This is a genomic window from Winogradskyella haliclonae, assembly GCF_014635865.1.
GTDB classification, from domain to species: domain Bacteria; phylum Bacteroidota; class Bacteroidia; order Flavobacteriales; family Flavobacteriaceae; genus Winogradskyella; species Winogradskyella haliclonae.
In genome coordinates this window covers 640,327-659,869 of record NZ_BMDQ01000001.1, presented here as the reverse complement: position 1 = coordinate 659,869, position 19,543 = coordinate 640,327, and the positions used below count along the sequence as shown (strand labels likewise).

At 33.0% G+C, this 19,543-nt stretch carries 18 protein-coding genes; 4 read left to right on the top strand and 14 right to left on the bottom strand.

Going from position 1 to position 19,543, the window contains the following annotated elements:
• Positions 1 to 10: 10 nt before the first annotated feature.
• Together IEV10_RS03000 and IEV10_RS02995 are read left to right on the top strand one after the other, a co-directional pair.
• Complete coding sequence (locus IEV10_RS03000) at positions 11 to 1,282, top strand: lipopolysaccharide biosynthesis protein (protein ID WP_308694002.1); 1,272 nt, start codon at positions 11 to 13, stop codon at positions 1,280 to 1,282.
• A complete protein-coding gene (locus tag IEV10_RS02995; RefSeq protein ID WP_188373209.1) occupies positions 1,257 to 2,561 on the top strand; it encodes a phenylacetate--CoA ligase family protein in 1,305 nt (434 codons plus the stop codon). The genes IEV10_RS03000 and IEV10_RS02995 overlap by 26 nt, the downstream gene beginning before the upstream one ends.
• Before the next feature lie 8 nt (positions 2,562 to 2,569).
• Here the strand turns inward: IEV10_RS02995 and IEV10_RS02990 are convergent, their stop codons facing one another.
• The 11 genes from IEV10_RS02990 to IEV10_RS02940 all read right to left on the bottom strand — a co-directional run bounded on the left by IEV10_RS02990 (position 2,570) and on the right by IEV10_RS02940 (position 14,007).
• Entirely contained in the window at positions 2,570 to 3,538 is a 969-nt protein-coding gene (locus IEV10_RS02990) for a Gfo/Idh/MocA family protein (RefSeq protein WP_188373208.1), read from the bottom strand.
• Positions 3,538 to 4,116, bottom strand: a complete 579-nt coding sequence (locus IEV10_RS02985) for an acyltransferase (RefSeq protein ID WP_188373207.1) — start codon at positions 4,114 to 4,116, stop codon at positions 3,538 to 3,540. The genes IEV10_RS02990 and IEV10_RS02985 overlap by 1 nt, the downstream gene beginning before the upstream one ends.
• Positions 4,117 to 4,121: 5 nt before the next feature.
• Positions 4,122 to 5,393 carry a nucleotide sugar dehydrogenase gene (locus tag IEV10_RS02980; RefSeq protein ID WP_188373206.1) on the bottom strand — a complete coding sequence of 424 codons (1,272 nt, stop codon included), beginning with the start codon at positions 5,391 to 5,393 and terminating at the stop codon, positions 4,122 to 4,124.
• Positions 5,394 to 5,527: 134 nt separating this feature from the next.
• Positions 5,528 to 6,379 carry a dTDP-4-dehydrorhamnose reductase gene (rfbD, locus tag IEV10_RS02975; RefSeq protein ID WP_262890108.1) on the bottom strand — a complete coding sequence of 284 codons (852 nt, stop codon included), beginning with the start codon at positions 6,377 to 6,379 and terminating at the stop codon, positions 5,528 to 5,530.
• Positions 6,379 to 6,924, bottom strand: a complete 546-nt coding sequence (rfbC, locus tag IEV10_RS02970; RefSeq protein WP_188373204.1) for a dTDP-4-dehydrorhamnose 3,5-epimerase — start codon at positions 6,922 to 6,924, stop codon at positions 6,379 to 6,381. The genes rfbD and rfbC overlap by 1 nt, the downstream gene beginning before the upstream one ends.
• A 3-nt stretch (positions 6,925 to 6,927) precedes the next feature.
• Positions 6,928 to 7,791, bottom strand: coding sequence for a glucose-1-phosphate thymidylyltransferase RfbA (rfbA, locus tag IEV10_RS02965; protein ID WP_188373203.1), 864 nt, complete (start codon positions 7,789 to 7,791; stop codon positions 6,928 to 6,930).
• Positions 7,792 to 8,805, bottom strand: coding sequence for a dTDP-glucose 4,6-dehydratase (rfbB, locus tag IEV10_RS02960; RefSeq protein WP_371862925.1), 1,014 nt, complete (start codon positions 8,803 to 8,805; stop codon positions 7,792 to 7,794). It lies immediately after the preceding gene.
• A 5-nt stretch (positions 8,806 to 8,810) separates the two neighbouring features.
• Positions 8,811 to 9,917, bottom strand: a complete 1,107-nt coding sequence (locus IEV10_RS02955; protein WP_188373202.1) for a hypothetical protein — start codon at positions 9,915 to 9,917, stop codon at positions 8,811 to 8,813.
• Between the two features lie 3 nt (positions 9,918 to 9,920).
• Positions 9,921 to 11,612: a DUF6909 family protein gene (locus IEV10_RS02950; RefSeq protein ID WP_188373201.1), complete on the bottom strand. Its 1,692-nt coding sequence runs from the start codon at positions 11,610 to 11,612 to the stop codon at positions 9,921 to 9,923.
• A gap of 26 nt (positions 11,613 to 11,638) precedes the next feature.
• Positions 11,639 to 13,141 (bottom strand): GH3 auxin-responsive promoter family protein, encoded by a 1,503-nt coding sequence (locus IEV10_RS02945; protein WP_188373200.1) that lies wholly within the window; start codon positions 13,139 to 13,141, stop codon positions 11,639 to 11,641.
• A complete protein-coding gene (locus IEV10_RS02940) occupies positions 13,141 to 14,007 on the bottom strand; it encodes a M23 family metallopeptidase (RefSeq protein WP_188373199.1) in 867 nt (288 codons plus the stop codon). Before IEV10_RS02940 ends, IEV10_RS02945 begins: the two co-directional genes overlap by 1 nt.
• 115 nt (positions 14,008 to 14,122) lie before the next feature.
• On the opposite strand from IEV10_RS02940, the gene IEV10_RS02935 reads away from it, so the two are divergent.
• Entirely contained in the window at positions 14,123 to 14,305 is a 183-nt protein-coding gene (locus IEV10_RS02935; protein ID WP_188373198.1) for a twin-arginine translocase TatA/TatE family subunit, read from the top strand.
• 64 nt (positions 14,306 to 14,369) lie between these two features.
• Here the strand turns inward: IEV10_RS02935 and IEV10_RS02930 are convergent, their stop codons facing one another.
• From IEV10_RS02930 to IEV10_RS02920, 3 genes are all read right to left on the bottom strand, one after another.
• Positions 14,370 to 15,347 (bottom strand): DUF4837 family protein, encoded by a 978-nt coding sequence (locus IEV10_RS02930; RefSeq protein ID WP_188373197.1) that lies wholly within the window; start codon positions 15,345 to 15,347, stop codon positions 14,370 to 14,372.
• A 22-nt stretch (positions 15,348 to 15,369) separates the two neighbouring features.
• A complete protein-coding gene (locus IEV10_RS02925) occupies positions 15,370 to 17,046 on the bottom strand; it encodes a lytic transglycosylase domain-containing protein (RefSeq protein WP_188373196.1) in 1,677 nt (558 codons plus the stop codon).
• Between the two features lie 64 nt (positions 17,047 to 17,110).
• On the bottom strand, positions 17,111 to 18,298 hold the full coding sequence (locus IEV10_RS02920; RefSeq protein WP_188373195.1) for a phosphoglycerate kinase: 1,188 nt from the start codon (positions 18,296 to 18,298) through the stop codon (positions 17,111 to 17,113).
• Positions 18,299 to 18,362: 64 nt separating this feature from the next.
• On the opposite strand from IEV10_RS02920, the gene IEV10_RS02915 reads away from it, so the two are divergent.
• Positions 18,363 to 19,526 carry a DNA polymerase III subunit gene (locus IEV10_RS02915; RefSeq protein ID WP_188373194.1) on the top strand — a complete coding sequence of 388 codons (1,164 nt, stop codon included), beginning with the start codon at positions 18,363 to 18,365 and terminating at the stop codon, positions 19,524 to 19,526.
• The last annotated feature ends 17 nt before the right edge of the window (positions 19,527 to 19,543 follow it).

Sequence of the window (19,543 nt, the reverse complement as noted above, 5' to 3'; positions counted from 1 at the left end):
CTCATTCTTATTGATATCTCATTTGAATTCAAAGACATTTCTAAAAAATGTAATCACCCTGTTAAGCGGTACTGCTTTAGCTCAAGCAATCCCAATAATAATAAGTCCGCTTTTAACCAGAATGTACACTCCGGGAGAGATAGGTGTTTATACAATATTCTTTGCTACTTCAAATATTTTAGCCATACTTAGCTCTGGCAGATTAGAACAAGCTATCTTAATACCAAAGCATAAGAAAGACAGTTTTAATGTGGTAAAATTAGCTTTCTATTTTTCTATAATAGTAAGTACAATATCATTTTTAGCACTTTTATTTTTTAAGAATCAAATAAGTACTTTTCTTGGGTTGTCAACAATATCTAATTGGATTTTTTTAATCCCACTAACATCTTTCTTTATTGTAGTTTTCCAAGTTTACAGTTTTTGGTTAAACAGAAATGACAAATACCTTTCTATTTCTAAAGGAAAAGTGTCTCAAGGTGTTTTTATGGCTTTTATCCAAGTGAGTTTATCTATTTTAGGTTCTGCCGGATTAGTATTAGGCAGGTTTGTTGGAGCCTTGTTCTCTTCTATTTATCTGTTTTTATTGTCAATAAAGCTTTCTCCTAAATTATTCCCATTCAATAAAAGTGAATTAAAAACTACATTAATTAAATATAAAGATTACCCCATTTACACAATGCCAAATGCATTACTTAACTCAATTTCTAATAATCTGCCTTTATATTTGCTTGAAAATTTCTTTAATGCTAAAGCAACAGGGTTTTACTCTTGGTCTGTAAGAATTGTTCAAGGCCCAATGGGTATGATAATCGCATCTTTACAACAAGTTTTTTTTAGAGAGGCAAGTAAAAAATATAACAATGGAGAATCTATTTTTTCATTGACTAAAGGAATTTTAAAAAAATTATTTCTGATTGGAATTATTCCTTACACAGTAATATATTTTTATTCTCCGAGTATTTTTGCTTTTGTTTTTGGAGAAGAATGGAGAATTGCTGGAGAGTACACCAAATATTTAGTGCCTTGGTTTTTTATGGTTTTCTTGACTTCACCTATTAGTTCGATTATTTTAATTTTCAATAAACAAAAAATTTATTTTTTATATGAGTTTCTCTTGTTTGTTTCAAGATTCATTGCTCTATATTGTGGTTACAGATTTTTTAATGACCCTTCTTATTCAGTAATTTTTTATGGAATAGTTGGTTTTATATTTAACTCTACCTTATTGGTAGTATTGATAAAGCTTTCAAAAAATGAAAAACACTTCATTATTAATTAAAATTTCATACAAACTTAAGGGAAGAGAAGATTTTAAGTTATATGAAAAATTTAAACTACAAACAGATGATTCTATCAAAATTCTTGAGCAAGAACAGCTAAAGGCTTTTTTAAAATTGTTTGAGTTTTGTGAAAAAAATATTCCTTACTACACTAGTCTTTTTAAAGAACTAGGGTTAAGTCTCAATGATTTTAAATCCTTAGAGGATCTTAACAAAATACCTATACTAGATAAATCAACTATACTAAAAAATTATAACGGTTTTTTTCCATCTAACTATTCGGTTAAAAGTGTAGCTGGATCTACTGGAGGTTCAACAGGAACTTCTTTAAAATATAAAATGAGTATTGAAGATTATTCTATAGGAACAGGTTTACTTTATAGGGGTTTAGGCTATGGGGGGTATTATCCAGGTGATAAAATTGCGGTAATAGCTGGAGGGTCTTTGGTGAAAAATGAAACAACCTTTAAATCAAGAATAAATAATCAAATCCTTAATTATAAAAAATTCTCCTCTTTTGGCGTAGATGATAATGACTTAAGTAACATATATAAAGAATTAAAAAAATGGAAGCCTAAATTTTTAAGAGGTTATGCAAGCTCTTTAAGTCTCTTTGCGCAATATTGTATTGAAAACAATAAGAAATTAAAATTTCAATCTGTTTTTTCTACCGCAGAAATGTTATTGCCTAGTCAAAGAAAGATAATAGAAAAAGCCTTTAGTACTAAACTGTATAATAACTATGGGCTTAACGATGGTGGCGTATCTGCATACGAATTGGGAGTTGAAAATGAGTTTGTTATTGATACTGAAAGAGCTATTTTAGAGATTGTAGAGGATGGTACAACAGAAAATGTATTCAATAAAAATGGAAGAATTATTGCAACTTCATTATATAATTACGCTTTCCCTTTTATACGATATGATACAGGTGATTATGCAACTCAAATAAAAAGTAAAACAAACTCAAGGCATGTTTTAACAGATTTAAAAGGAAGAACGACTGATTATATTAAACTTAATGGCAAAACTGTAGGAAGCCCTGTATTTACAGTCTTAATGGGTAAAATTGATGTTTTAAAATATCAAATCATTCAAAAAAAGAATCAATCTTTAGAAATTAGGTTATTAAAAGGGGCTTCTTATAATAAAGAACAAGAAAGTTTTATACTAAAATCAATTAAAAGCAACCTTGGAGATTCTGTACCAATAAACATTATTCATACAGATGAATTTATCAATTCTAAAAATAAACACAAGTTTATTATAAGAGAATAAACATGTGCTTATTTTGAAAAAGGGTGTTTAGAAAGTGGTTTTTTAGCAAAAGGGTGATAATCTCCTACCAATCCTTTGGGCTCAGAATGCCTAATATTATGAACAATTTCTATAGCTTGTCTAGCATCTTCTAAGCCGTAACCTTTTCCATCTAGAATACTTTCATAAACACGGTTATGTAAATCTGTAAACCCGCCACTGAATTCTAACTCTTCTCCTTCAATAGTAATTGATCTGAAGGTGCGTTGCCCTTTCGCTTTAACATCGTCTGGTAGCACATCTTCATTTATTGATAAAAACCATCTTACACGAGCTCTTTCTAGCTCTAAATATCCTGCCGCTCTATCATGCTCGTGAACATGAACAATGTTTTCTTTAACATCGCCAAAAATCCATGATAACATATCATAAAAGTGAACACCTATATTTGTGGCTATACCTCCAGATTTGGAAACATCACCCTTCCAAGATGTATAATACCAGTTTCCACGTGATGTTAGATATGTTAAGTCTACATCAAAAACTTTGTCTTTTGGCGCCGCATCAATCTTTTTCTTTAAGTCTATTATACTTTGATGAACTCTTAACTGTAGTATATTATATACTTTTTGCCCTGTTTCTCTCTCAATATTAGCCAAAGAATCTATATTCCAAGGGTTTAATACTAATGGTTTTTCACAAATGGCATCTGCACCTCTTCTTAAAGCCATTCTAATATGAGAATCATGGAGGTAGTTAGGTGTACAAATACTCACGTAATCTAAATCAATACTCTTTTCATACTTTAATTTTTCAAGATGCCTATCAAATCTCTCGAATTCAACAAAAAAATCGGCATTAGGGAAATAACTATCTATTATACCAACACTATCAAACCTGTCGTATGCTGCAAGAAGGTTGTTGTTTGTATCTTTTATTGCTTTTAGGTGTCTTGGGGCGATATAACCAGATGCTCCAATTAATGCAAAATTCTTCATTAATCCTCCTGTATTTTAATTACTTTATTATTTTCTAACTTATATTTTTCTTGACTTTCTTGACATATTGCTATGTTTAAGTCGTTAAACTCTAGTCGATGGCCATATTCACTCATCCATCCAATTTGTCTTGATGGATTGCCTACAACTAAAGCATAATCCGGAACCTCTTTTGTCACAACTGCTCCTGCTCCTATAAAAGCAAAATTACCAATATCATTTCCACAAACAATTGTAGCATTAGCGCCTATAGAAGCTCCCTTTTTTACAACGGTTTTTAAATACTGATTTCTTCTGTTAACCGCACTTCTTGGGTTAATAACATTTGTAAAAACCATAGATGGCCCAAGAAATACATCATTCTCACAAATTACTCCCGTGTAGATTGAGACATTATTCTGAACTTTTACATTATCTCCTAAAATTACTCCAGGTGAAACAACAACATTTTGTCCGATATTACAATTTTTACCAATAATAGAGTCTGGCATAATGTGAGAAAAATGCCAAATTTTAGTGCCTGCTTTTATAATAACATTATCATCAATGACAGCTGTTTCGTGGGCAAAGTATTCCATGTTTATTACAATCTTTTGTTTGCTACTTCTTTTGGTAAGCTTCCTTTAACATCGTAAACTACGCCATTTGTCTTTTTTATGGAATCAAAATCCAACTCCTCATACTCTTTATGTGCAACTACGTGTACAATAACATCATAATCACTTGACGGATTAGATATCATATCTATTCCATATTCATTCTTTACTTCATTAAAATCTGCCCATGGGTCGTACACATCTACAAGCATTCCATACTGACCTAATGATTTATAAACATCAATTGCTTTTGTATTTCTTATGTCTGGGCAATTCTCCTTAAAAGTAATACCCAACATCAAGACCTTAGCTTTTTTAACTGGTATGTCACTCAGAACCATTAGCTTAAGAATTTCAGTAGCAACATACTCTCCCATACTGTCGTTTAAGCGACGACCTGCAAGTATTATTTCGGAGTGATAACCAACCTCTTGAGCTTTCTGTGCTAAATAAAAAGGGTCTACCCCAATGCAATGTCCTCCTACAAGTCCTGGTTTAAAATAAAGAAAATTCCATTTTGTTGCAGCGGCCTCTAAAACATCATGAGTATCAATTCCTAACTTGTTAAAAATAATAGCTAGCTCGTTAACAAAAGCAATGTTTACATCTCTTTGCGCATTTTCTATAACCTTAGAAGCCTCAGCAACTTTTAGAGTTGGCGCTAAATGTGTTCCCGCGGTAATTATTGATTTGTATAGGTTATCAACTATTTTACCTATTTCTTGTGTTGACCCGGATGTAACTTTTTTAATATTAGCAACAGTATGTTTCTTATCCCCGGGGTTTATTCTCTCAGGAGAATACCCACAGAAAAAGTCTTTGTTAAATGTCAGTCCACTATGCCTTTCTAAAACAGGTACGCATTCGTCTTCAGTGACTCCAGGATAAACTGTAGACTCATATATAACAATATCATTGGGTTTTAAAATTTTTCCAACTGTCTCTGATGCTTTAATAAGTGGTGTTAATATAGGTCTATTATTTCTATCTACTGGTGTAGGCACAGTGACAATGAAAACATTAGAATTCTTAATTCCATTGACATCAAAGGTTAAATCTAGCCCTTTGCTACCTTCACTATTTAACACTTTGGATAAATCTTCATCACTCACTTCTAATGTGTGGTCATGACCCCCTTTGAGTTCATCAACTCTATCTTTATTAATATCAAAGCCTACGACTTTATATTTTTTTGCAAATTCTACTGCCAATGGTAATCCGACGTACCCTAAACCAATTATGGCTATTTTATGACTCATGTTTTTTATCAATAGTTAGTGAGTATACTCTTCCTTAATACATGCTTTAAAAGAGAAGCTAAAGGAAGTGTAAACTCTTAATACATTAATTTTGCAAATATCGTTTATTTTTCAAGATATACTAATACAAAACCTTAATTGTAGTTAAGGAAACACTTCTGTAAACTCTCATTCCATTTAATGGCCTTAATGTTAAAAGACTTTTGAGCTTTAGATGAGTCTAAGACGCTATAGCTTGGGCGAACGGCATGAGTGATGTAATCTTTAGCCTTTATTGGATTTATCTTTAGGTCTAATTTCCAAGTTTTAGAAATTTCTAAAGCAAAATCATACCAACTTATTTTCCCTAGGTTACTGTAATGGTACGTCCCGTAATTATTCGATTTTGAACTTATAATTTTTAGTGTTAAATGAGCTAAATCTAGAGCATAAGTGGGGCTTCCAAATTGGTCATTTACTACACTAATTTCTTTTCGCTCCTTTGCTATTCTTAAAATCGTTTTTAAAAAATTAGAGCCTTTTTGTGAATAAAGCCATGATGTACGAATTATAAAATACTTTTCTAACGTCTTCTCTATCTCTAATTCTCCATCTCGTTTGGTTTTACCATATACATTGATAGGGTTTGTATAATCTTCTTCTATATATGGTGTCTTCTTTTCTCCATCGAAAACAAAATCAGTAGAAATATGAATAAGAATGCTTCCATTTACTTTGCATGCTCTTGCAATGTTTTGAGCCCCAATAGTATTTACGGTTTTAGCTCTTAGGGGCTCTGTTTCTGCTTTATCTACATTAGTATATGCTGCACAATTGATGCAGTAATTAAATGTATAGTCTTCAAAGATTTTTTTTACTGATTTTTCATCGGTAATGTCTAGTTCTTTGGAATCTTTATAACTAAAATCAATTTCCGGGAAGTTTTTTTCACAGTCCATAATACACTGTGCTAGTTGACTATCCTTGCCTATAACCAAAACCGACATCATAGAAAAAGACTTTTGAGTTTAGTTAGTTTCAAATCTTTTTCCGAAAGTTTATACTTTACACCTATTTCTTTCCAATTAATATTTAAATCAATGTCGTTATAAATAATCCCTGTTTCACTTTGTTTGTTGTAATAGTTATTACACTTATAACTGAAAATCGTATCGTCCTCAAGTACTAAAAACCCATGAGCAAAATCTTTTGGAATAAATAGCTGAGTGTTATTTTTTTCAGATAACTCAATTGAAAAATAATTGCCAAATGTTTTTGATTTTGGCCTTAAATCTACAACTACATCTTGTACGGATCCTTTAACTACTCTAACTAGTTTTGCTTGAGCAAATTCTCCTTTCTGAAAATGTAAGCCTCTCAAAACCCCTTTAGAGGATTTTGATTGATTATCTTGAATAAAATTAACATCAATCCCTGTTAATTCTTTGAACTTTTTCTGGTTATAACTTTCAAAAAAATATCCTCTTTGATCTTCAAATATTTTAGGTTTTAAAACATAACAACCTTCTAAACCAGTCTCTATTAAGTGCATACTCTACTCGTTAATTAAGCTCAATAGGTGCTTTCCGTATCCACTTTTTATAAGCGGTTGCGCAATTCTCCTTAGTTGTTCTTTGTTAATATATCCCATGGAATAAGCAGCTTCTTCAATGGCTCCTATTTTAAGGCCTTGGCGTTCTTCTATGACTTCAACAAATTGAGATGCTTGTAGCAGCGACTGAAACGTTCCTGTATCTAACCAAGCAGTCCCTTTATCAAGTATGCTAACTTTAAGCTTCCCTTTGACTAAATAGGCTTTATTTACATCAGTAATTTCTAGCTCACCTCTTTGGCTAGGTTTTATTTGCTTTGCGATGTCAATAACTGTATTGTCATAAAAATATATCCCTGGTATAGCAAAATTAGATTTTGGTTGCTCAGGTTTTTCTTCTATAGATACTGCGTTAAAATTTTCATCAAATTCAACAACTCCATATCTTTCTGGGTCAAGTACATGATAGGCATATACAACACCTCCGTCTGGATTACTATTCTGCTGAAGCAATTCCGATAGGCCTGTCCCATAAAATATATTATCTCCTAAAATTAAAGCAACTTTATCATTTCCTATAAAATCTTCACCTATTATAAACGCTTCTGCCAATCCGTTTGGTAATGCTTGTTCTGCATATTCAAATTTACACCCCAATTGACTCCCATCCCCTAAGAGTTTTTTGAATAATGGTAAATCTTGAGGAGTAGAAATTATTAATATCTCTCTAATGCCTGACCACAGGAGAGTAGATAATGGGTAATAAATCATTGGCTTGTCATAAATTGGCATGAGCTGCTTACTAACTGCTAGTGTTAGTGGATGTAATCTTGTGCCAGAACCTCCAGCGAGAATTATGCCTTTCATCTAAGATGTATATTTATTTAAATACCAATTTACCGTTTTTAATATCCCCGACTCAAAATTTTCGTCTGCTTTCCAGCCTAACTCTTCTTCGATTTTTGAAGCATCAATTGCGTATCTAAAATCATGTCCAGGGCGGTCTTTAACAAAGACTATTTGGTTTTTATATGGCGTATTTCTTGGTCTTAATTTGTCTAGAATATTGCAAATTTTATTGGCAATATATAGGTTGTCTTTTTCGTTTTTACCTCCAATATTATATGTTTCTCCAGCCTTACCTTTTTGAAAAGCCAAATCTATACCTTTACAATGATCTAAAACATAAAGCCAATCTCGGATGTTTTTGCCATCGCCATATATCGGGATTTCCTCACCGTTTAATGCCTTTCTAATTATTGTTGGTATCAACTTTTCGTCATGCTGTTTTGGGCCATAATTATTACTACAATTAGTGGTTACAACATTCATCCCGTATGTATGAAAATAACTTCTTACCAAGAAATCAGAAGAGGCTTTTGAGGCACTATATGGGCTATTAGGTGCATAAGGAGTCGTTTCTTTAAACAATCCATGTTTACCTAAGGTACCGTATACCTCATCTGTAGAAATATGATGAAACCTATTACTTTCACAGCCTTTTTTTGGTATAAATGGTGAGTTCATCCAAAAATTTCTTGCTACATCTAATAAATTAAATGTACCAACAACATTAGTGTTTATAAAAGCGTCAGGGCTATTTATGGAGTTGTCCACGTGAGACTCGGCTGCAAAATGAATAACATGACAAAAATTGTATTTGTCAAAAAGCTCTTGAATAAGTTGCTTGTTACAAATATCTCCCTTAACAAAAGTATAATTATTGTTTGAAGTCACAGAGTTTAAATTAGAAAGATCGCCAGCGTAAGTGAGTTTGTCTAAATTAACTATTTTAAATTCAGGGTGTTTCTCTAAATAGTACTCTGTAAAATTAGAGCCTATAAATCCTGCGCCTCCTGTTATGAGAACTGAACTATTCACAATAATTACTCAAGCAATTTTTCTTTACTTCCATACTCTTTGATATATTTTTCTATACTTAAATTTCTTAATACAAAAAACAATACAGCTAAAAGCATAAACACAATAGGGAATTTGAGTTTTAATTCTTTATAATTACCATCTACTAATGTTGGACTAGCAAAATCTTTCTGAAGTTCAATAATGTTTTCCTTTCTAGATAATTGAGCTTGTAACTCATTTAATTTTTCTCTATTCTGTTGTTGTATTTGAAACAGTTCAAATTCTTTTGTGTCTATTTTATCCTTATTGTTTGCTAAATTAAGATTTAAAGTACTTTGTTTAGTATTTTCAGACCCTTCAGAATTTCCGTAATACTTATCTAAAATTTTAAAATATTTATCTTGTAAACTATCTGATTTTTCAATCGTTTTTTGAGTCAGTTTAATTTCATTTTTTAAGTTTTCTATTACCTCTTCTCTTTCTTTTAAGAAGAACGGACTATTATTGATGGCATTAATAATTGATTTTGATAAACCTTCATAGACGTCTGAACTATATGATCTAACCGTAATACTTTGAATTGATGAAGAGCTTAAATCTACATTTTGAGAATAGGAACCAAATGATGGTTTATCAATAGAGTCCATGTCTTTTATATATAAAGTATACTCCTCTAAAAGTTGATTCTTATTTCTGAAACCAGTAATTGAAAATTCCGATAAATTAACAGCCTTGTCTAGGGTTAAATTCAGCTCTTCTGACAAGCTTGTTGAGTCTCTCATCGCAGCCAAATCATTATATCTTGCAATATTAGAATATAGTACACTACCTGTACTATAGTTTTGCTTTATTAGCATTGAAGCACTATATATACTTTTACTGGTTTTTTCTAGGAAAAAAGGGATTGCAAAACCAAAAACTCCCAATAAACCAATAATAATAAAATGCTTTATTATTACATTAACTATTAAAAGTAAGAAGACCAAAAATTTCCCAAAAGCATACATTAAAAAGCCAAATAACTTAGATATTAACTCGCCTATTTTCTTAAATACTTTTTCTATATAAACAAATATCTGTCCTAAGTCAACCTCGTCATTTTGTGGGGTTGGTTTTGTATTTTCACTCATAACCTATTGATTAAAAATTTGTTGTAATATTTTCTTTGTAATAACATATGTTGGTTTTACACCTGTTGACCCTAAGCCTCCTGATGCCAGTGTACTACCTGTCTCTAAAGGATTATCACTAGCATAATACGCATATCTCACTTTTACATCTTCATTAATACTACCTCTAACTCTTGATGCTGCTTGTATGGCTTTTTGATAATGAGCACCTTCCATTTCTAAACCTATGACATTCCAGGTGGACTTCTTAAAGAACTTTAAAATCTCTTTATTTTGGAGAGAAGTTCCTAAAACTGTTATCATAGAGCCTTCATAAACATCGACACCGCAATCTACCATATCTGCTTTACTTAACTCATTTTTAAACGGATAATTGTCTGCAGTACCTTCAAAAATATGTGCTGAAGGAATCATCACGTCACCTTTTCCTCCTTGAAGAATACCCGCTTTGCCCATAATAGATATAGATTTTACATCTAAATGTATCTTTTCTCCTTTTACTGATACGGGTTTTAAAAGCTCGTCCATTGTCTCATATGCCTGTTCTCCAAAGGCGTAGTCCATCACAATAATAACAGCTTTTTCTTCTGTTCTGTCTTCGTTATACTCAAAAGCCGTTTTTGAAAAATCTATCTGTGCAGTATCAAAAATCTGTACATTAATATTTGTGCCAGAAGTATCTTTGATATAGGTCATCCCGTTTTTGAAAGCAAACGCTTCAACCTTAGTGCGCATGGCTTTATTTTCGGGTTGACTTAAATCCTCAAATATGGCAAAAATATCTTTTTTTTCTTTTGCAGTTTTCAAAGTGGTCTCTGCAAAAAGTGAATTCATAACACTATGCATATTAGCGCTTATAATATGAATTGGGCGTTTCAATAAATGGTTTTTATTAAGTATAGACTTTATGTTATCTGCCCATACTTCGCCATGTATATGATGTCCTAGTCGCTCTCTTAACACAGGGCTAAAAGTCACTGTGCGTTTATTATTATTTACTGTCTCTTCGATTGCTAATTTCCCTAACCAATATACAATGTTTAAAAACCGTTCGGGTTGCGTATCAGTAGCAAAATCTGCATAAGTATGCGAAATCTCATTAAACGTGCGACCTAAAATGTGTGCTGTGTGCGTTATTGCTATTTCTCGCTCTTTTTGGGTTAGCTTTTTATTCTTTTTTACAGCAGACTCTAACTTACCCCAATCTCTTATCGTTGTCCCGTTATCATCTATTAATACGCGCTTACTTATTTTATGAGATTCTACAAAAAGAAAGGTTAAGTGAGTAAGAATATCGTAAATTTCAGAACGCCCTCGGGTGATTTCAATATTCATCTGCTCATCATCAATACGATAACAGTTACGTCTTCTTTTGGGAGGAATAATAACCTTAAAATGCGAATCTCCATAGCCTTCGTCACTAGTTAGGTTTATAAAAGAACACTCTTCTATCCCTTGGGGTAAACGGTCTACCACATACAACAGGCCTTCCAACTCTGCTTTATCATCTGCTATAGAACCATAAATCTCTGGTCTTAAAAGCAGTAGTGCCTCTCGAAGTGTTTCTCCAGAAACACCCATGGGCTTATAAAACCCTCGATTAAAAAGATGACGCATGGTTACATACATCCGCTCAATAGCATTTGAGCTCCGTTGTGCCCGCGTTCTTTTATGTATTTTTTTAGTGTTATTCATTCTTATGTTTAACCTGCAAATATAAACTATTTAACGAGTTCTCTTTTATATAAAGCATCTGCAATCTTACGATCATTGGCTAATCTTGGAATTTTATTTTGCCCTCCTAATTTACCAATAGATTTCATATAGTTTTTAAAACCTTCTGTTTTAATTTGTGTAATTTTCAATGGCTGAAGAACTTTACCGTCAATCAAATCTTTGTAATAGCTGTTTTGCTCTTGAAGAGATTGTTCTATTCTACTAGAAAAATCTTTAAAATCAATTGGTATATTCTCGAATTCTACGAGCCATTCGTGATAAGGTAAACCACTTTTAGGGTTGATTTGTGGCGCTACAGTAAATTCATTTATGGAAGCTCGAGTTGCTTTTAAAGCTTCATTCATAGCTTGTTCTACTTCTTTCCCAATAACATGTTCTCCAAAAGCTGAAATAAAATGCTTAATACGTCCAGAAACAATAACTCTATAAGGCGATGTACTTGTAAACTCTACAGTGTCTCCAATATTATATGCCCAAAGTCCTGCGTTTGTAGAAATAATCATGACATAGTTTACACCTATTTTTACGTCTTTAATTGTGTGCCGCTGAGGATTTTCTTCAAAAAAATGCTCGGCCTCAACAAATTCATAAAACATCCCTGAATTAAGCTGAAGCAACATGCTCTTCTCTTCTTGTTTGTCTTGGAATGCGAAGAAACCTTCACTTGCTGGATACAGTTCTATGCTGTCTACTTTTCTACCAATTAAGTTTTCAAACTTAGCACGATAGGGCTCGTAATTAACACCTCCAAAAATGAAAAGATTAAAGTTTTTAAAAATATCTCCAACTTTTTTATCCGTCTTTTCAATAAGTTTTTCAAAATACATTTGTACCCAAGATGGAATCCCAGAAATAATAGTCATATTCTCTGGTAACGTTTCTTTTACAATAGCATCGACCTTAGTTTCCCAGTCTTCTATACAGTTGGTTTTCCAGCTTGGTAGCCTATTTTTTTGAAGATATTTTGGGACATAATGTGCAACAATACCTGAAAGCCGGCCTAATTGAATTCCTTTTTGTTCTTTTAGGATAGGGCTTCCTTGAAGAAAAATCATCTTGCCATCAACAAAACTCGAGTTACCAGTCTCGTTAATGTACATTAAAATGGCATTCCGAGCCGCTTCAACATGACTTGGCATGCTTTCTTTAGTGATAGGAATATATTTTGCCCCAGACGTTGTGCCCGAAGTTTTTGCAAAATAAATGGGTTTGCCTTTCCATAATATGTTTTCTTCGCCATCAACAACCCGCTCTATATAAGGTTTTAATGCCTCATAATCTCTAATAGGAACCCGCTTTACAAAATCTTCATGATTGTTTATACTTATAAAATCGTGGTCTTTTCCAAATGTTGTGCTCGCTGCTTCCGATATTAATTTTTGAAACACGCTTTCTTGGGTTTCAATTGGATTTGAAGACCATTTTTTAATACGTTTTGCTATTTTTTTTGCAAATGGTTTTGCTAATAATGCTTTAATAGATGCCATTATTGGAAATCAATAAAGTTTGTTGGATTAATTGGATAACCTTTACTCCAAAGCTCAAAATGTAAGTGTGGTCCAGTACTCAAATCGCCTGTGTTACCTGACATAGCAATAACCTCTCCTGCTTTTACTAAATCACCTTGTTCTTTGGTAACAGACCTATTATGCTTATATATAGAGATAAGCTCATTACTATGCTCAACAATAACCACATAGCCTGTAGATACCGTCCACTCAGAAAATATTACAGTTCCGTCGGCTGTAGATTTTACAGGGGTGTTTTCTGGGGCAACTACATCTACAGCATAATGTTTTTCTTCAAGGTTATAAGCTTCAGAAATTGTACCATTAAGCGGAGGAAACAATACAAAATTTGAACTGTTTGTCTCAGAATCGAAAAGATTATACTTATCTTCTTTTGCAGCTTTTGCTCTTAATAATGAGTCTTCTTTGTTTGGAAAAATATCTACGATATCTTCGTTCTTAGCTGCCTCAATAATAGAGTCTCTATTAAACTCTATATCTGTTACATCTCCTGTAAGCACTTTTCTTATTGAAGCATAATATCTATCGTTAATTAATAATTGTTGTTGTAAAGAATCGGCTTTGTATGTCAAACCCGTGGCTTTCTTTTTTAAAGATGTGGAAGAATAACCCGGAATATATTCTCTTAAAGGTGTATAAGCTATCAAAAGAGTTGTAAAACCAACTAAAAAAATTGTAGATAAGGCGGTTAAAACAAATACATTAAGCCTATTAAGCTTAATAGCATAGCGTTCTTCAAAAGTGTCTTCATTTAATACCACTAATCGATATTTGTGAAGTAGCTTTTTTTTAAGTTCTTTTTTGTTTTTTGTTTTATTGGCCATATTGAAACAAAAGTATATAAAATCCCGCTATTGCTAAGTTATTAAATCCTAAAGTTAGCCCAATAACGCCGTAATTAAACTTTAATTATTAACTTTGCTCTCTAATTTAATTATTATGATTACAATGTCAATATTTTTAGCAATTGGTCCATGGCAGTGGGTTATTATAGGGCTAGCTATTATTTTATTATTCGGTGGTAAGAAAATTCCAGAATTAATGAAAGGTTTAGGTAGTGGTATAAAAGAATTTAAAGACGCAAGTAAAGAGGATTCTTCTGAAAAAAAAGAGGATAAATAAGTCTTTTACAATAAAAACAAAAAGCCAACTCAATTGAGTTGGCTTTTTTTATAAGCTATACTTACTATTTAATCTTAATAGATTTTATAATAGACTCAAGTTCAAAAACGTATTCTCTTTTGTCTAGAGAGGGTGCGTATACATAACCTTCTGCTACTAAATATCTATTATTTACTTTATCTTCAATGGCATAGTTTACAAATGGACCGGCCATAGGTATTTTTTCATCAGCGATTTTCCAAACACCTCTAATTTCATAGGCTGGTTTATTGTCTATTATGGCTTCGTATATAGAAGGCGCATAGGCTTTTTCCGTAATCATCTGCATGCCATCCTCTCCTGGAATCCCCTTTGCAATCATAGTATCTCTCATGTTAATGATATCTACTACCGTGCTGTCAGTTTTTCGAATTGAATCTAATGGATAGCTATAAAACATTAAATCCATAGTTTTGTTGTTACTTAAGCTTTTTCTAACCCAATAGAAATCATCACTTGTACTCGCTATTCTGTATGCAGAAGGAATATCTATTGTAAAGCCCATAGCATTTTCCATTGCTTCATCCTTAAGTAAGGATTTATTGATACGCCTAAGTTTTTCTGCAACTTCTCTTTTTGTAAAAGCATCAATAATCTTAGGTAAATTTTCTTTCAGTTGATTTATAATATCCTGATCTGTTTTTCCTTTTACAATAACAATAGTTTGTGGTTTTGCATACACATCTTCTTTTGTGAAAACACCTGACTCATCCGTTTTTTCGATTTTTAGAACAGTTCTACTTCTTGCCGCAAAACCACTAAAAACAGGTGTTGGAATTTGCCTTAAAGAAAACATTGGCTCGTCCTGAGGTAATCCTTTTGCTGGTGCTGCTAAAACTTCTCGGATAGCTTCACCAACTTTACCTTCCCATAGTATATTATCTGCAACTACTGATATAGAATTGATGTTTCCTGATGATTCTGAAAGGTAACGTACATTGTCTTTCTTCTCATTACAACTTAACACTAAAAGCAAGCAAAAAAGGGAAATAATATGTTTCATTTTATTGAAATTTTGAATTGGTTTACTTGGACACCACAAGAGTCATTCCAATTTTAAGTTTGTTACTACTAATATCGTTCCAATCTTTTAAATTCTGAACAGAAACTCCAGAAAATTTCTGCGCAATACTCCATAGAGAATCTCCTGATTTGACTTTATAGGTGCTTTTCCCTGCGGTGCTTATTGATTTTTTAGACTTCGTTTTAGATGGTGTTGAAGACGACGATTTTACAACTGGATTTCTCGGGTAGATTGTTAGTCTCTGCCCTATTTTGAGATTATTACTACGTAACCCATTCCATCGTTTTATACTGCTTACCCTAACACCATATTTGCGTGCAATCTTTCCTAAGTAATCACCACTTCTTACACGATATCTTACCTTAGTGTCGTTCTCAAAAAACTGAGGTAAGGGCTTTTCTCGCTTATCAAATTCTGCCTTGGCAAAAGCATATATTTTATCCTCATTTGCTACAAAACTACCAATAGCATATCGTGGCAAACGAAGTGTGTAATTTTCATCTTTTATAAACGGAATAATATCTAGTTTATATGATGGGTTTAAATATTGAAGCTCTTCTATCTTAACATCTGTAACCTCTGCCACTTGATCTAAGGTTATCATTTGTTTTACGCGTATCGTATCTGTTTCTACGTACTGATATTTTGGCCGCTCTGGTTTAAAACCATGTTCGTCGGCAAACTCAAAAATATACATCGTTGCTAAAAATGCTGGTAAATAGCCCGCTGTTTCACGTGGAAGATTTTGCCTTATATTCCAATAATTAGTGTAACCTCCTGAGCGTCTAATGGCCTTAGATACATTACCTGGACCAGAGTTATATGATGCTAATGCCAAATCCCAGTCACCAAAAATTTTATATAATCTTGCCAAATATTTTGCTGCGGCTTCTGTTGATTTTACAGGGTCACGTCGCTCATCTACATAACTACTCACATCCAAGTCATATTCTTTTCCTGTTCCAAACATAAACTGCCACAAACCTGTTGCACCAACTCGCGAACGCGCTCTTGGTTTTAAGGCAGACTCAACAATGGCTAGATATTTAACTTCTAACGGAATATCTTCTTTATCCAAAGCTTCTTCAAACATCGGGAAATAAAAATGACTCAAGCCCATAAGTCGCTCCATAGATGCTCTACGTGTTTTTAAATAACGTTTAATAACACTTTCTAATGATGGGTTATATTCTACATTAAAAGGGGTACGCGCATTAAGTCGCTTTAACCTTGCTTTTAAAGTGTCCGTGGGCAATTCTGGATAATCTATAGGTTTATAATCAAGTTCGGTAACCGATTTGTAAATCGTATCGTAAAGAGAATTACTGTACAGTTCTTCGAGCCATTTTTCATCAATCTTAGCAGCAAACTCATTATCATCTAAGGTTTTTATTTTGGTCGTGTCATTTACTGCAGGAATAATTTTTTCAGTAATTAGCTTACCATCGATAGCCTTGTTTGAAGTCGTTTTAGACTGTTCGATTTTTGTTTTGTTTTGGGTATATTCTTTATAGTACTTTATACCACTAATAATTGTATCAATAGCATAGGTTTTACCAGACACAAAATTCTTTTCTGTAATACGCTTTTTGGTTGGTTTAGGAATAGAATCCTGCGAAAAAACAGGCATACTCATCAACACCACTGCTGTAAATAAAAAAAGATGTTTAATGTTCATATATTGATTGTTTTAACAATGCTAACGAAAAATGCAGTTAAAATCGTGCTTTACCATAAAATAATTAATCAAGTATCGCAGCAATGCCAGGTAATGTTTTTCCTTCTAAGCTTTCAAGCATTGCCCCACCACCCGTACTTACATAACTTACCTTATCTTCAAACCCAAACTGTTTTACTGCCGCAACAGAGTCTCCTCCACCAACTAACGAAAATGCTCCATTTTTAGTGGCTTCGGCAATAGAATTACCTAGTTCTATTGTTCCGTTAGCAAAACTTTCCATTTCAAAAACACCTAATGGGCCGTTCCATAAAATAGTTTTACATTGCTTTACTACGTCATCAAAAATTAGTTTTGATTTTGGGCCAGCATCTAGGCCTTGCCACCCATCTTGTATTTGCGTAACGTCTACAACTTTAGTTTCTGCATCGTTACTAAAAGCATTAGCTGCCAGTACATCTATAGGCAAATGAACTTTTACATTTTTAGCTTCGGCTTGTTTTAAAATATCTAAGGCAAGTTCCATTTTATCATCTTCGCAGATTGAATCTCCAACATTTCCACCTTGAGCTTTTATAAAAGTAAACGTCATACCTCCACCAATTATAAGGTGATCTACTTTGTCTAAAATATTTTCAATTATTGTAATTTTTGAAGACACTTTTGCTCCTCCAAGTACCGCTAATACGGGTTTATCTCCCGTTTTCATTACCTTTTCTATGCTCTCAATTTCCTGAGCTAATAAACTACCAAAACACTTATTTTCTGGGAAAAATTCCGCCACTACGGTTGTAGACGCATGTGCTCTATGGGCTGTTCCGAAGGCATCGTTTACATAAATATCTCCAAGTCGCGACAGTTGCTCTGCAAAATTTTTGTCACCAGCCTTTTCCTCTTCATGAAACCTAAGGTTTTCTAATAATAAAATCTCTCCTGGCTTTAAGTTATTTGCCAATTCTTCAACATCAGCTCCGACACAATCGCTAGCAACTTTAAGCTCTACACCAATAATATCTTCAATAGCGTTTTCAATATGTTTTAATGAAAACTTCTCTTCAATCCCTTTGGGTCTTCCTAAGTGAGACATCAACACACAACTTCCGCCGTCTTCTAAAACCTTAATAATTGTAGGTTTTGCAGATTTAATTCTAGTATCATCGGTTACCTCAAAATTTTCATTGAGAGGAACATTAAAATCAACACGTATCAATGCCTTTTTATCTTTAAAATTGAAGTCTTTTATGGTTTTCATTGTGTAAGTTTTATTGAACAAATATATAGATTAGAAACCTAATTTTTTTACATAGATTTGCTTTATGCTTTTTTCAGAAATTTTAGGGCAAAATCATATAAAAAGTCATCTCACTAAAAGTGCAGATTCTGGCAGAATTCCTCATGCACAATTGTTTGTTGGCCCTGAAGGTTCTGGCACTTTGCCTATGGCAATTGCATACGCTCAATACATTTTGTGTAGCAATACCAATTCTGAAAACACAGAAGGACATCAAGCGTGCAACCTTAAGTTTACCAACCTATCGCATCCTGATTTGCATTTTGCCTTTCCAGTGACTACTAATGATAAAATCAAACGTCACCCTGTTTCTAATCATTTTTTAGAAGAGTGGCGACAGTTAATCGACCAACAACCTTATGGTAATCTATTTGACTGGTACAAAATGCTAGGTGTTGACAATAAGCAAGGTCAGATTGGTGTTGATGAAGCTCAAGACATCGTAAAATCTTTAAGCTTAAAGCCATATGAAGGTGGTTATAAAGTGATGCTAATTTGGATGGCCGAAAAAATGAACACTGCCTGTGCAAATAAGCTGTTAAAACTTATTGAAGAGCCACCAGAAAAAACCATTTTTATTCTCATTGCTGAGGAAGAAGAACAACTTATTAGCACTATTAGGTCGCGATGTCAAGTGCTTCATTTTCCGCCTTTAGCTGAAGTGGTTATCGCAGATGCTTTGGTAAAAAAATACGAGATAGAACAAAGTATTGCCAATAAAATAGCACAGCAGTCTAATGGAAATTTCAACAAAGCATGCGATCTAATTTATCAAGATAGCGAAGACATTCAGTTTGAGAAATGGTTTATTATTTGGGTACGCTCCGCCTTTAAAGCAAAAGGTAATAAATCTGCTATTAGAGATTTAATTGGCTGGTCTGAAGAAATAGCAAAAACTGGTCGTGAAACTCAGAAGCAATTTTTACAGTTTTGCATAAACTATTTTAGACAGGCTATGTTGCTAAATTATAAGGCTAATGAACTGGTCTATTTGGAACCAAAATCGGATAGTTTTAAGCTTGAGAAATTTGCACCTTTTGTTCATGATGCAAATATTTTAGAAATCTCTAAAGAGCTTCAAGACGCTATTTATCATATTGAGCGTAATGGTAACTCTAAAATTATCCTTACAGATTTGTCAATAAAACTAACACGGTTATTGCACAAAAAAAGCCAAGCAAATGCTTGACTTTCAGATATTTAAAC